This is a genomic window from Nanchangia anserum (assembly GCF_015240065.1).
Classification (GTDB): Bacteria; Actinomycetota; Actinomycetes; order Actinomycetales; family Actinomycetaceae; genus Nanchangia; species Nanchangia anserum.
This window is the reverse complement of the sequence record NZ_CP060506.1, coordinates 344,364-357,725: the sequence shown is the minus strand read 5'-3', so window position 1 is coordinate 357,725 and position 13,362 is coordinate 344,364. Positions and strand designations below refer to the sequence as shown.

Sequence of the window (13,362 nt, the reverse complement as noted above, 5' to 3'; positions counted from 1 at the left end):
CCATGACCTCCGTTTCTCAGCAAGACGTGCGCCAGGCGCTCTCTCACGTCATCGATCCCGAGCTTAACCGGGCCATCACCGACCTCGACATGGTTCGCGACATCACGATCGAGGGCGACCAGGTGCGCGTTGGCGTGGATCTCACGGTTGCCGGGTGCCCGCTGCAGCATCAGATCAAGGCCGACGTCATCGACAAGGTCTCGGCCGTGCCCGGAGTCGGCGGTGTCGAGGTCGATCTGGGGGTCATGAGCGCGGAGCAGCGCCAAGCGCTCACCCAGAAGCTTCAGGGCGCCCAGCGTCAGATTCCCTTTGCCCGTCCCGATTCGCTGACGAAGGTCTACGCGATCACCTCGGGCAAGGGCGGGGTCGGCAAGTCCTCGATAACCGCCAATCTGGCTGCGGCGCTGTCCCGGCGCGGCCTCAAGGTCGGCGTCGTCGACGCCGATATCTACGGCTTCTCGATCCCGCGCATGCTCGGCGCCAGCGACGAGGCGACCGTCATCGACCAGATGATCGTTCCCCCCGAGGCCCACGGGGTCAAGGTCATCTCCATCGGGATGTTTGTGCCCGACGGCCAGGCGGTCGTGTGGCGCGGCCCCATGCTCCACCGTGCGCTTCAGCAGTTCCTCGCCGACGTCTACTGGGGCGACCTCGACGTCCTCCTGCTCGACCTGCCACCGGGAACCGGCGACGTCGCGATCTCCATCGCCCAGTTGCTCCCCCACTCCGACATCCTCGTCGTCACGACTCCGCAGGTCGCGGCAGCAGAGGTGGCCGAGCGCGCCGGGTCGATCTCGTCGCAGACCGAGCAGCATGTCGCCGGCGTCATCGAAAACATGTCCTACCTGCCGCAAGAAGACGGCTCTCGCCTCGAGCTGTTTGGTTCCGGCGGTGGCCAGATGGTCGCTGACCACCTGTCGACGCAGCTCGGCTACTCCGTTCCTCTGCTCACACAGATCCCGATCGACATTCGCCTGCGCGAGGGATCCGATCAGGGCACGCCCGTTGCCATCGCGGCCCCCGACTCCCCCGCGGCCCAGGCGCTCGACGTCGTTGCGGAGAAGCTGGCGACAAGCAAGCGCTCGCTCAGTGGTCGCAACCTCGGCGTCAAACCGCTGTAGCCACCGCGCGATCGAGGGGGACCACCATTAACGACAACAAGGCACTGAGCTGGGCGTGGGTCGAGGACTCCGTGAGCGAGGACGAGGCGACCCTACGCGCGCGCGAGCGCGCCGTCGAACTCGACGCTCGCCCGATCTCACCTGCCCAAGGTGCGACGCTACGGATGCTCGCGGCCTCGTGCGGGGCAAAGGCTGTCATCGAAGTCGGCACAGGGGCGGGCGTCACCAGCCTCTGGCTGCTCCAGGGGATGACGTCCAACGGCGTGCTGACATCAATAGATACCGATGCCGAGTACATCGAATCGGCGCGCACAGCCGTTCGGGATGCCGGGGTGTCAGCAGCGCGCACCCGTCTCATCAACGGTCGAGCGCTTGACGTCCTGCCGCGTATGACGTCGGCCGGCTACGACATGGTCGTTCTCGACGCGGACCAGCGTCACCTGGTGCCGATTCTCGATCACGCACGCCGCATCGTGCGCAGTGGCGGATTAATCGTCCTCGTCCACTCGCTGTGGTACGACCGCGTGCCTGATCCCGCGCGCCGAGACGCGGCAACCGTGGCAATGCGCCAGGCCGTCCGGTTCCTCTGCGACGACCCCGACCTGTTGACGTCGACGCTGACGTGTGGGGACGGGCTGACGGTCGCCGTCTCGCTGTAGCGCTCATATGTGCGTGACGGCGGGTGGACATCCACCCGCCGTCACGCACATCGCTACCGATTACAACGCCGCGAGGGCATCGCGCAGTTCGTCAGCCTCTTCACGTGTCATCTCGACCACCAGGCGGCCGCCGCCTTCGAGAGGAACACGGACGACGATCCCACGTCCCTCTTTCACGGCCTCAAGTGGCCCTTCTCCCGTACGGGGCTTCATCGCTGCCATACCACACGTCTCCTTGACCTTCGGCGCGAACGCGCCGCCGAACATCTGACTGACGGATAGTATATCTTGCGGACAAGCCGTTGCGCACCTGCTCACGCGCGCACACCGGTGCAGGCGATCAGCTGGTCGCCGTCCACTTTGACTCGATCCATGTGATGGCCTCGGCGGCGCTGTCGCACACGTAGAACAGATCGACGTCGCGCTCCCCGACCATGCCCTCGGCGATGAGCCGTTCCCGTATCCACTCGACGAGCCCGGACCAGAAGCTCGTCCCGATCAACACGATGGGGAACGATTTGATCTTGCGGGTCTGTACGAGGGTCACGGCCTCAAACAATTCATCGAGCGTGCCAAATCCTCCGGGCAAGACGATGAATGCCTGGGCATACTTGATAAACATCGTCTTGCGGACGAAGAAGTAGCGGAAGTAGATCCCGAGATTCACCCATGGGTTGAGTGCCTGTTCGTGCGGTAGCTCAATCCCGAGTCCGCACGCGATTCCGCCGGCCTCGTTGGCTCCGCGGCACACCGCCTCCATCTGGCCCGGGCCGCCGCCGGTGATGGCCGCTAGTCCGCGTTCGGCGAGCTCTCGCCCGACGTCGACACCGATCGCGTAGCTCGGGTCGTCGGCCGGGGTGCGTGCCGACCCGAACACTGAGACGGCTGGTCCCAGCTCGGCGAGTGCTCCGAAGCCCTCGACGAATTCCGATTGGATCCGCAGTACCCGCCACGTGTCCGTGTGCAGCCACGACGTATCCGGTTGATCAGCGAGCAGGCGCGTCTCGGACGTCTCGGTCGGGCGCCCGGGTCCGCGGAACTCGACGGCGCCGCGTCGATAGGCGTCAGGTTGGGGCGTCGGAAGCATCTTCGTCATGGCTCTATTGTGCGTCGCGGCGACCACCGCCGCGACTACTCGCTCGACCGATCGTGACTCGCGCGCTCGCGCACCTCGCGGATCCGCCCGGCCCACGCGCGCGTCGTCACGAGGGTCGTGTCGCCGGCACGAACGACGATGGCGTCGGGGATCCCACAGACGATGACGTGCTCGCCCTGCGAGGCGGCCGACGCGGCGGCAAGACTCCCGGGCGCGTCAATTCCCGTCACCGTGATGTCACCGACCCTCGCGATACCGTCGGCGTCGCGCGTGCACTCAGCCAGCGCCGCGTAGTCGCCCACGTCGGACCAGCCGATATCGCCGGCCTCGCACACACCGCCACGCGACCCGCGCTCGCCTGCGGTTCGGCGACCGCATGGTCGATGGCGATGGCCGGCAGCGCGTCCCATATCTCGTTGGCCTGCCGGGAGGGACGGTCGAGTCGAGCCAACGCGCGCAATCCGCGCGCCATCTCGGGATGTTCCTCGGCGAGCGCGTCGAGAAGCACGCCGCAGCGGGCAATGAACATCCCCGCATTCCACAGGTATCCACCCCGAGCGAGGTAGTGCCCGGCACGTGTCGCATCGGGTTTCTCGGTGAACGAGGTGACTCCGCGCGCGGCTAGGCCGTCGATCGACGCACCGGTCTCGATGTAGCCGTATCCCGTCGCTGGGTGCGTCGGGGTAATCCCGATCGTGACGATCCACCCGTGGTCGGCAGCCCGCATGGCCTCGCTAACCACGCGGCGGAAGCGTTGTTCGTCGGCGATGGCGTGGTCGGCGGCAAAGGATCCCACGAGCGCGTCACGACCGTGGCGATACTCAATGATGGCCGCCGCCAAACCGATCGCCGGCATCGAGTTCTTCGGGCTCGGCTCGGCCATGACCTCGGTGGGAACGGCAGCCCCATCCACCTGCTCGGCCACGAGTCGAGCCGTCGCCGGCGACGTCACAACGCAAACGTCAGCCGCCAGCGGCTCGACCCGTTCGATTGCCGCGCGCAGCAGGCTGCGTTCCCGCTCGACCTCCAGCAGGTACTTCGGCCACGATTGACGCGACAGCGGCCACAACCGCGTGCCGGCACCGCCGGCGGGGATGACGACGTGCAGACTGCTCACTCGCTCACCGCACCGGCGGGCAACGACGGCGAGGCGAGGAGGAACTGCGGTGCGTTAAACCCGGCCTCCGCGTAGGCCTCGGCGATGGCGCGGGCGATCTCGTCAACCTGATCGGCCGCAACGATGGCAATGCAGGAGCCGCCGAATCCGCCCCCGGTCATTCGGGCACCGTGCGCGCCCTTGGCGCGAGCCACGTCGACGGCGGTGTCGAGCTCGGGACACGTCACCTCATAGTCATCGCGCAGCGAATCGTGAGAGCCGTCGAAGAGGGTGGCGACCTGATCGAGCACGTCACCGCGCAGCGGCCCCGAGCGCAGGGCATCGATGCAGGCATACGTCCGCTCGATCTCGTCGACGACGTGGCGCACGCGCTTGACCTGAGTCTCATCATCGAGCTTCTCGATCGCGGCGTCGCGATCGGTGACGTCCGCCAGCACGTCAACGCCAAGTTCAGCCGCAGCCGCCTCGCACGTCGCGCGGCGCTCGTTGTACTGTCCGTCCGCCAGCGAGTGCGGAGCGCGCGTATCGGTGACGAGCAGTGCCAGGCCCTCAGCCGCCAAGTCAAAGGGGACGCCCTCGGTGCGCCCCGTTCGACAGTCAAGGAAAAGTGCTTCACCCTCGCGGCAGCGCAGTGACGCCGCCTGATCCAGGCCACCTGTGTTCGCACCGGCGACGTCGTTTTCCGCGCGAATACACGCGGCGACAAGCGTCTTACGCCCCTCGTCATTCGGTTCCTCAGCGCTGCCGGCAAGGCCGAGCTCGAACAGCGCATCCAGGCCCACGGCGACGGCACATTCGAGGGCCGCCGACGACGACAGTCCCGAGCCGAAGGGGACGCACGAATCGATGGCGAGGTCGAAACCGCGGATGCCCTCAACGCCCGCCTGCTCGAGCGCCCATGCGACACCAGCCACGTACGCGGGCCAGCCCTCGACGCGGTGCGCAGAATCTGCGGGGCCGATCTCATCCAGGCTGACCTCGCGAATGCCCCCGTCATCTTGGGCGGACACGAGCCGGATCGTGCGATCCTCGCGCGGCGACATCGCCGCGTAAGTCCGGTGAGGAAGAGCGATCGGCAAGGCGACCCCTCCGTTGTAGTCGGTGTGCTCCCCGATGAGGTTGACGCGTCCCGGTGCCTGCCAGACCCCGGCGGGCTGCGCCCCGTAGCTATTCTCGAACAGGGTGCGCACGCGCTGCGCGCCCTCGGTCTGCGTCCATGCCTCGGTGAAATAAACGTCGGCGCCCATGCCCAGCCTTTCGCCTCGCTGCTACAACCCTTCCACTATATGTGAGGCGATGAGGCGGCCTGGTAGCGTATGCGCCATGAATTCCTCTCCCAAGCAGGTTGCTGATCCCGTTGGATCGACCTATCCGGAAGCAACCCCGTCGTTGCGCTCCGTCGCCGACTTCCCCACGCTGGGTGGCAAAATCAAGGCGATCACCGACTGGGCAATGTCCCTGCGCGTCCTGCGAGCCTTCACGCGCTATTCCGGTAACCGCGGCAACCTGCTGGCCGGAGGTATTTCCTACACGGCGCTGTTTTCCCTAGCGTCGGCGCTGACGATCGGCATCACCATCACCTTCCGCATCCTCGGTTCGCGCCCGGATCTCATGGACGCCGTCTTCCGCGCCGTCAACGACACCGTTCCGTCCTTGTTGAGCTGGAACGGAACCGAGGGGCTGGTTGACCCGACGACGATGATCGAGTCGACGAACGTCTTGTCGATCGCCGGGATTATCGCCGTCGTCACCCTGCTGTTCTCTGCATCTGCCGTGATGACGGCGATCAAGAATTCGCTGCGGCTGATGTTCGGCATCCACGTCGTTCCCGACAATCCCGTTTTCGATAAACTTCGCGATCTCGCGGGATTCGCCTTTATGCTCCTCGGCGTCCTCGTCACCGCAGTCGTCTCGACCGTCAATTCGACGATTGGTCCGGCGATTCTCGAACCCCTGGGGATTGGTTCGACAGTGGCGACGCGCATCGTCGGGACGACGACGGTCGTCCTCGCCGCCCTCGTCGACGCGATCGTCCTCGTCGTCATGGTCCGCGTCGTCTCGCGCATACGCCCGATGCGCCGCGATCTCCTCATGGGGGCGGGAATCTTTGTCGTCGGATCGGGCATTCTGCGCCTGGTGGGAACGTCGGCCGTATCTGCGGTCGATTCGCCGTTGCTCGCCCCGTTCGCCGCGATCATCACGATCATGCTGTGGGTCAACCTGCTGGCGCGCGTCGTCTTGTTGACCGCGGCGTTTATCGCGAACCCGCCGCAGCCGGCCAAGCCCAACGATGCCGACCATTTGCACGCCAATGAGACGCCGAACTACGTCACCTTGTCGGACCGCTCCACCTTGGCGTGGCCGCACCTCAGCCTCACCGGTTCGGTGGATCTCGATCCCGAGACCGACCCCAATCGGATCGACGACGACGCCGAGGACACCGAACGTTTCAGCGGGCGCGGCCCCGTCAAGATGTTCTTGCGTCGCCGGCTGCGCCACCACGAGCGCAAGGCAGCTCACCTGCGCAACGTCTTGCGCACGCGCTGAGGAACGCAATAGCAGTGAGGGCCACCCGCGCGGGTGGCCCTCACTGCTAGGCACTCATTCGTAGCTGACCACGAGGGGAGCGTGATCCGAAAACCTCTCGTCGTAGCTATCCGCTCGGTCCACCCGCAACCCGCCAGCGCTCGCCGCGAGCCGAGCAGACGCCATGTGGTAATCGATGCGCCACCCCGCGTCATTGTCGAAGGCTTTGCCGCGCCATGACCACCACGTATAGGGCCCCTGCTGCTCACCCGCGAGCGCGCGGGACACGTCAACCCACTGATCCGTCATCCATCGGTCGAGGAAGGCGATTTCCTCGTCGAGGACACCCGAGGTCTTGTTGTGGTTTCCCTTCCAGTTCTTGATGTCGCGTTCGGAACGCACGACGTTGAAATCACCGGCAACGAGCGTATCGATGCCGTCGCTCGCCAACTCGGCGAGCCGCTTCTCCACGCGAGCGAAGTGGGACAGCTTGTAGGTCAGTTTGGGGGAATCGACCTGCCCGGAATGCAGGTACGCCGAGACGACGCGCACCGGCTCCACCCTCCCCGGCACGTCGAGGATGGCCTCGAGCCACCGCCCCGAGTCGGATTCGTGTTCGTCCGCAATCGCGTCCTCAACCACCTCACTGATCGTGATGCCGCTGGAACGCCGGCAGGCGATTCCCACCCCCGCGCGGCCCTTCAGCTGTGAGGCGAGAACCCGCACGTCCCACTCGTCGCCAAACAGTGTGGCTGCGACGTCGTGGGGGGCGCGAACTTCCTGTGTCAGCACGACGTCAGCCCCGCACGCGCTCAGCCACTGCCCCATTCCCTTGCGGAACGCGGCTCGAATTCCGTTGACGTTAACGGTTGCGATTGTTGTCGTCACTTCGATGTTTCTCCGATGACAATGTCACCCTTAGCCAGTTGGGCGCGCAGCGAGTCAATATCGTGAACCAATTCGTCGTTGAGGCGCACTCCCCAGCTGCGGAAATCCGCCAGGTGGGCCGACGAATACGTCCTCGTGAACCCGACATCGCTGCCGGCGTGCACGCGATCGAGTCGCGCAACCGCGAGCATCGGACCGGCGAGGGCGTCGGGATCGGGGACGAGAGACGTCATGATGGCGTCGCGGGAATCGGCGTGTGTCTCCCACGCGTCTTCACCGACGAAAACGACCGACACCTCCGAATCGACGTCGGTGAGGGCGGCGAGTGCCGCCGGGGAATAGGCATCGGCGTCGACGAGGATAATGTCGGCCTTCTGTCCCACCTGGGTGCCAACCTGGGCGCGAACCTCGGCGTCTGACGTCGCGGCTCCGGCCTTCTTCGTCGCGGCATTCCAGCCGTTGACGACGACACCCGTGCCCTTGGCTTGGTTGTAAAAGTCCACGCCGGCGGCGAATCCCTCGACGGTGCGCGAGGTCTCAGTGGATGCCGAGATGACACCGACGATGCCACTGCGCGTTGTCCCGGCAGCGGCGTAGCCAGCGAGGAAAGCCGGCTGGTCGAAGCCCATGTTGAGGGCGACGAGGTTCGCGGGATTCTTGTCGCTGAGGGCGATGCCCGCGGCCTCGTAGACGATGTCGTCGTGGGTTCGAGCCGCCTGGCGCGCCCCCGATGCCATTGACGCGGAGGTCGTGATGACGGTGCCGCATCCGGCCTTCGCCGCCTCATCGAGAGCTTCCTTCGCCGTTTCCGCCCGATAGGGATCGCGGACGGTCAGCTTGTCGTCACTATCGGAGGTTGCCGCCTTCTTTACGGCGGCGACGTAGGCGTCGGTCACGGAGGTCTCGGCAGCTGCCGAATCCGCGAAGCACACAATCGGCGCGCGCGAACTCGCATGCGACGGTGCCGATTGCGATCCCGCCGCCCCGCACGCGGTGGTCGCAAGGACCGCGAGGCTGCACAGCGTTAGCGCTGCCCATCGCGTCCGTGTCACGGTTCGGCCCCTTGGCACGTGCATGCGCCGTCCTCCTTAGTCGATTTTCTTCGCTCTCACCGTACCCGGACTCGTCCGGCTCCGCTGATCCGTTAGCGGATGCCAGCGCGCCGTTCCGCCGCCTCGACGACGTTGACGAGCAGCAGGGCCCGCGTCATCGGTCCGACCCCGGCGGGGTTCGGCGACAACCAGCCAGCCACCTCGTCCACCCCGTCCGCAACGTCGCCCGCCAAGCGGGTCTTTCCCGTGCTCGGATCGGTAATGCGCGACACGCCAACGTCGAGGACGACAGCACCGGGTTTGACCATGTCGGCGGTGATGAGCCCGGCTTGGCCCGAGGCGGCAATGATGACGTCGGCACCTCGACATGCAGCCGCCAGATCTCGGGTGCGGGTGTGGCACGACGTCACCGTCGCGTTGATGTCCTTACGCCCGAGCAGCAGCCCAATGGAGCGGCCGACGGTCGTACCGCGTCCGACGACGGTCACATCGGCACCCTCCAGGTCGATGCCGTGGCGCTGCATGAGTTCGATGCACGCGCGCGGCGTGCACGGCAGCGGGGACTCGATCGGCTCGGATACACGCAGCACGGCACGCCCCAGATTCATCGGGTGAAGCCCGTCGGCGTCCTTGTCGGGATCAATTCGCTCAAGCACGGTGTTTTGGTCGATACCACGCGGCAGAGGCAGCTGAACGATGTAGCCCGTGCAGGCGGGATCGGCGTTGAGCTGATCGATCGCCGCGTCGATCTGCTCCTGCGTCGCATCGGCGTCGAGGTCCACCCGAATCGAGGCGATTCCCACCTCGGCGCAGTCACGGTGCTTGCCCGCGACATAGGCCACCGAGCCGGGATCGGTGCCGACGAGAATCGTTCCCAGCCCGGGGGTGTAACCGCGTTCGGTGAGTACCCGCACGCGCTCGGCCAGTTCGTCCTTGATCGTGGCGGCAATCCCGGCTCCGTCGAGCAGGCGCGCCGGGCCATTCCATCCCTTACGCATGACGTCCTCAGTTCGACTGGTTGAGATCGGGATAGAGGGCGAAGCGGTCCGTCAACGCCGAGACTCGCTCGCGCAGGGCCTGGGTGTCGGCCTCGCCGGTGCACGCGTCGACGAGTGCGGTCGCGATGATGTCGGCAACCTCACGGAATTCCTCAGCTCCAAATCCGCGGGTCGCGAGCGCCGGGGTACCGATGCGCAATCCCGAGCCCACGGCCGGCGGACGCGGATCGAACGGCACCGTATTGCGGTTGATCGTGATGCCGGCGGCGTGGAGGAGGTCTTCGCCCTCCTGACCATTGAGGGCGGAGTCGCGCAGGTCCACCATGACGAGGTGAACGTCCGTGCCGCCCGTCAGCAGCCGGATACCCGTGTCTTTCACGTCGTCAGCGCACAGACGCTCGGCGATGATCTTCGCACCCTCAAGGGTGCGCGCCTGGCGATCGGCAAATTCCTCGGTCTGGGCATACTTCATGGCGACGGCCTTCGCGGCGATGACATGCATGAGGGGACCGCCCTGCTGGCCGGGGAATACCGCGGAGTTAAGCTTCTTCGCCAAGGTGTCGTCCTTGGCCAAAAGCATGCCCGAGCGCGGCCCGCCCAGGGTCTTGTGGACCGTCGTCGACACGACGTCGGAATAGGGAACCGGCGACGGGTGCAGTCCCGCGGCGACAAGGCCGGCGAAGTGGGCCATATCGGTCCACAGGTAGGCGCCAACCTCATCGGCGATCTCGCGGAACGCCGCAAAATCTAGGTGGCGCGAGTACGCCGACCACCCGGCGATAATCACCGTCGGACGATGCTTCAGGGCCGCTTCGCGAACCTGATCCATGTCGACGCGCATCGTCTCGGGATCGACCTGGTAGGCCGTCGCGTTGTAGATCTTGCCCGAGAAGTTGATCTTCATCCCGTGCGTCAGATGTCCGCCGTGATCCAACGCCAGACCGAGGATGGTGTCGCCCGGCTTGGCAAGCGCGTGCAGCACCGCAGCGTTGGCCTGGGCACCGGCATGGGGTTGAACGTTGACGTAGCCCGCCCCAAAAACGGCCTTCGCTCGCTCAATCGCGAGGTTTTCGGCTTGGTCGACCGCCTCGCATCCGCCGTAGTAGCGACGCCCCGGATAGCCCTCGGCATACTTGTTCGTCAGCACCGATCCCTGCGCCTGCAAAACCGCGCGCGGCACAAAATTCTCAGACGCAATCATCTCCAGCGTCGTGCGCTGGCGTTCAAGTTCGAGATCGAGCACTCCCGCGATCTCGGGGTCGAACTGGGCAAGGTTCTGGTTGTGTGCGGTGTGGATGGTCGTCACGTGATCTCTCCTGAGTCAATCAGCGTTGCCGGTCCAGCCCAGGCGGGCGGCTGGATCCCGCCGTCTCAGTCGCTCCCCGGTGGTGGCCCACCCACGCCAGTCGCGACGTCTCCACCCTAACCCAGCCGGCGAGGCAGCGGCAGCGCGGATCCACCCCCGCCGCCACGTTGAGCCGTGGACCGCCAAGACTGTTGTCACGGCTCATCGCTAGGCTGGCGGCATGGCTGCATCCGCTCATCTCATCGTCACCCTGTCGTGTCCCGACCGCCCGGGCATTGTCGCCGCCGTGTCGGGCGCCGTGTGCGCCATCGGGTGCAACATCATCCAGTCACAGCAGTTCGGCGATCCCGAGACCGGACTATTCTTCATGCGCATCGAACTCGACGCGCCCGGTGGCGAGTCAGCGGTGCGCGAGGCCCTAGATCCCGCCGTTCGCGAATTCTCACTTGATCTGCGCATCGCTGACCAGGGACGCCCGGCGCGCACGATCATCATGGTGTCCAAAGAGGGTCATTGCCTGGCCGACCTGCTGTATCGCCGCGACACTCACGGGCTGGGCATCGATCCCGTCGCCGTCGTCGGTAACCATCCCGATCTCGCTCCGCTGGCCCAGTTCTATTCCGTTCCTTTCCTCAATATCCCCGTCACCGTGGACACGAAGGACCACGCCGAGCAGCAGTTGCTCGATCTCGTCCGCAGTGAAAACGTCGAACTCGTCGTGCTCGCCCGCTACATGCAGATTCTCTCGGATCGCGTCTGCGAGGAGCTCAAAGGATCGGTCATCAACATTCACCATTCGTTCCTGCCCTCATTTAAGGGGGCACGCCCCTACGCCCAAGCTCACAAGCGCGGCGTCAAGCTCATCGGAGCCACCGCGCATTACGTGACCCCCGATCTCGACGAGGGCCCCATCATCGAGCAAGACGTCACCCGAGTCAGCCACGCCGATTCCACACGCGAGATGGTGGCGCTCGGACAAGACGTCGAGAGGCGGGTTCTCGCTCAGGCGGTGCGCTGGCACACCGAGCACCGGGTGCTCCTCAATGGCGACCGCACCGTCGTGTTCCGCTAACCCTCGTTCTCCTCATCCCGCGGCCCGCGCACGCGAGTGACGCGGGGAAACTTCGGGCGAATCCGCTCGCGGTAGCGGCGCTTCCAGTAATACGGGTGCGTCAACCGCTCCCCCATTTCGTGGGCGGCGTAACGCGCAGCCTCGGCATCCATCGTCCCGTACAGCACGCGTCCGGCCGGACCCGGCTGTCCGCCGCCAGCATAGGCCTGCTCCAGCGCCATACACAGGTCACGTCCGGCGTCGCACTGCTCGTCTGCCCATGCGCGTTCACGCGGTCCCCACACGTTGACGTAGGGGAACGCCTGGCGGGCGACGACGTGGACGTGCCAGCGCCGCCACGCGCACACGATCGCCACGGCGGCCGCAATCACGGACCCGATCCCGCCGATGCCGACGCTCCAGCGCGCGCCAATGTGCTCGGCAATCCACCCGATCAGCGGGGCACCAATCGGCGTAACGCCGAGGTAGAAGAGAAAGTAGATGCTCATGACGCGGCCGCGCATCTCGGGCGGTGTCGACACCTGAATCGTCGCGTTTGCCGCGGTGATAAACGTCAGCATGAGCAGCCCCGTGGGGACTAGCAGGATCGCGTACCAGGCGTAGGTCGGGGCGAGTGCCAGGATGCATTGACACAATCCGTAAGCCAGCCCGGATCCAAAGACGAGGGCGACGCGCGGGCGCGACCGACGAGCCGCCAGCAGTGCTCCGGCGAGGGACCCCATCGCCATGACGGACCCCAACAAGCCGTATTCCCCGGCTCCCTTGCCGTACACCGTCGTCGCCATGACGCCCTGGGTGAGCTGGTGGTTGAAACCGAGCATAGAGATGACCGTCGCCACCATCGTGATGAGGACGATGTCGCTGCGCTGTTTAACGTAGGCGAGTCCCTCGCGAATCATGCCCTTGTGACGAGGGGTGACGGGGACCTCGCGCAGGTCGGCCACACGCATGATCGCCAGCGTGATGATGGGGACGAGGAAGAGCACGGCATTGAGGATGAACACCCACCCGGTTCCTACCCAGGCGATAGCGACGCCGGCGATGGCCGGCCCGATCATGCGCGCGCCGTTGAATGCCGTCGAATTCAGTCCCACCGCGTTGGGCAGATCGGCAGGCGCGACGAGTTCAGAGACGAAGGTCTGGCGGACCGGGGTTCCCAAGGTATTCGCCGTTCCCGCAGCAAACGCCAGCGCGTAGACGTGCCACAGCTGGGCGGTGTCGGTGAGCACGAGTATCCCCATGACGACCGAGGTCAGCGCCGTAAACACCTGGGTCAGTTGCAAGATATGGCGTCGATTGAAGCGATCGGCGAGCAGCCCGGAATGGACCGAGAAGAGCAGCTGGGGCAGGAACTGAAGTGCCGTGGTGATGCCCACCGCGAAGCCGGAGGAGGTCGTGAGTACCGTCAGGACGAGCCAGTCCTGAGCCACGCGCTGCATCCACTGCCCCGTCGATGACACGAGGTTCGAGGTGAACCACAGCCGATAGTTGTAGTAGCGCAATGAATGAAATGTTTTCGACACGTCG

The 13,362-nt window shown here is 65.7% G+C and carries 14 protein-coding genes and 1 riboswitch; of the genes, 4 read left to right on the top strand and 10 right to left on the bottom strand.

Annotation, left to right across the window (positions count from 1 at the left end; translation table 11 throughout):
* Positions 1 to 2 precede the first annotated feature (2 nt).
* Together H8R18_RS01605 and H8R18_RS01600 are read left to right on the top strand one after the other, a co-directional pair.
* Positions 3 to 1,121: an Mrp/NBP35 family ATP-binding protein gene (locus H8R18_RS01605; protein ID WP_191072218.1), complete on the top strand. Its 1,119-nt coding sequence runs from the start codon at positions 3 to 5 to the stop codon at positions 1,119 to 1,121.
* Between the two features lie 71 nt (positions 1,122 to 1,192).
* A complete protein-coding gene (locus H8R18_RS01600; protein WP_227712835.1) occupies positions 1,193 to 1,780 on the top strand; it encodes an O-methyltransferase in 588 nt (195 codons plus the stop codon).
* A gap of 60 nt (positions 1,781 to 1,840) precedes the next feature.
* Here the strand turns inward: H8R18_RS01600 and H8R18_RS01595 are convergent, their stop codons facing one another.
* The 5 genes from H8R18_RS01595 to galK form a co-directional block, all read right to left on the bottom strand.
* The gene (locus H8R18_RS01595; RefSeq protein ID WP_191072219.1) at positions 1,841 to 2,002 is read right to left on the bottom strand and encodes a DUF3117 domain-containing protein; all 162 of its coding nucleotides are present in this window, start codon (positions 2,000 to 2,002) and stop codon (positions 1,841 to 1,843) included.
* Between the two features lie 118 nt (positions 2,003 to 2,120).
* Complete coding sequence (locus H8R18_RS01590) at positions 2,121 to 2,876, bottom strand: LOG family protein (protein ID WP_223875360.1); 756 nt, start codon at positions 2,874 to 2,876, stop codon at positions 2,121 to 2,123.
* A gap of 35 nt (positions 2,877 to 2,911) precedes the next feature.
* Positions 2,912 to 3,106 (bottom strand): hypothetical protein, encoded by a 195-nt coding sequence (locus tag H8R18_RS01585; protein WP_194189335.1) that lies wholly within the window; start codon positions 3,104 to 3,106, stop codon positions 2,912 to 2,914.
* A complete protein-coding gene (locus tag H8R18_RS01580) occupies positions 3,103 to 3,993 on the bottom strand; it encodes a mannose-1-phosphate guanylyltransferase (RefSeq protein WP_194189334.1) in 891 nt (296 codons plus the stop codon). The genes H8R18_RS01585 and H8R18_RS01580 overlap by 4 nt, the downstream gene beginning before the upstream one ends.
* Positions 3,990 to 5,240, bottom strand: a complete 1,251-nt coding sequence (gene galK / locus H8R18_RS01575; protein WP_191072221.1) for a galactokinase — start codon at positions 5,238 to 5,240, stop codon at positions 3,990 to 3,992. Before galK ends, H8R18_RS01580 begins: the two co-directional genes overlap by 4 nt.
* 76 nt (positions 5,241 to 5,316) lie before the next feature.
* On the opposite strand from galK, the gene H8R18_RS01570 reads away from it, so the two are divergent.
* The gene (locus H8R18_RS01570) at positions 5,317 to 6,540 is read left to right on the top strand and encodes a YihY/virulence factor BrkB family protein (RefSeq protein WP_191072222.1); all 1,224 of its coding nucleotides are present in this window, start codon (positions 5,317 to 5,319) and stop codon (positions 6,538 to 6,540) included.
* Positions 6,541 to 6,594: 54 nt separating this feature from the next.
* Here H8R18_RS01570 and H8R18_RS01565 read toward each other — a convergent pair whose 3' ends face one another.
* The 4 genes from H8R18_RS01565 to glyA all read right to left on the bottom strand — a co-directional run bounded on the left by H8R18_RS01565 (position 6,595) and on the right by glyA (position 10,763).
* Positions 6,595 to 7,407 carry an exodeoxyribonuclease III gene (locus tag H8R18_RS01565; RefSeq protein ID WP_191072223.1) on the bottom strand — a complete coding sequence of 271 codons (813 nt, stop codon included), beginning with the start codon at positions 7,405 to 7,407 and terminating at the stop codon, positions 6,595 to 6,597.
* Complete coding sequence (locus tag H8R18_RS01560) at positions 7,404 to 8,459, bottom strand: BMP family ABC transporter substrate-binding protein (RefSeq protein ID WP_191072224.1); 1,056 nt, start codon at positions 8,457 to 8,459, stop codon at positions 7,404 to 7,406. Before H8R18_RS01560 ends, H8R18_RS01565 begins: the two co-directional genes overlap by 4 nt.
* Before the next feature lie 92 nt (positions 8,460 to 8,551).
* Positions 8,552 to 9,457, bottom strand: coding sequence for a bifunctional methylenetetrahydrofolate dehydrogenase/methenyltetrahydrofolate cyclohydrolase (locus H8R18_RS01555; protein WP_191072225.1), 906 nt, complete (start codon positions 9,455 to 9,457; stop codon positions 8,552 to 8,554).
* Between the two features lie 7 nt (positions 9,458 to 9,464).
* Positions 9,465 to 10,763, bottom strand: coding sequence for a serine hydroxymethyltransferase (glyA, locus tag H8R18_RS01550; protein WP_276529565.1), 1,299 nt, complete (start codon positions 10,761 to 10,763; stop codon positions 9,465 to 9,467).
* Positions 10,764 to 10,792: 29 nt separating this feature from the next.
* Positions 10,793 to 10,877: riboswitch (ZMP/ZTP riboswitch) on the bottom strand.
* Between the two features lie 106 nt (positions 10,878 to 10,983).
* Here glyA and purU point away from each other — a divergent pair.
* Positions 10,984 to 11,835, top strand: coding sequence for a formyltetrahydrofolate deformylase (purU, locus tag H8R18_RS01545; RefSeq protein ID WP_191072226.1), 852 nt, complete (start codon positions 10,984 to 10,986; stop codon positions 11,833 to 11,835).
* Here the strand turns inward: purU and H8R18_RS01540 are convergent.
* Positions 11,832 to 13,358: an MFS transporter gene (locus H8R18_RS01540; RefSeq protein ID WP_191072227.1), complete on the bottom strand. Its 1,527-nt coding sequence runs from the start codon at positions 13,356 to 13,358 to the stop codon at positions 11,832 to 11,834. The genes purU and H8R18_RS01540 overlap by 4 nt on opposite strands.
* Positions 13,359 to 13,362: the final 4 nt, after the last annotated feature.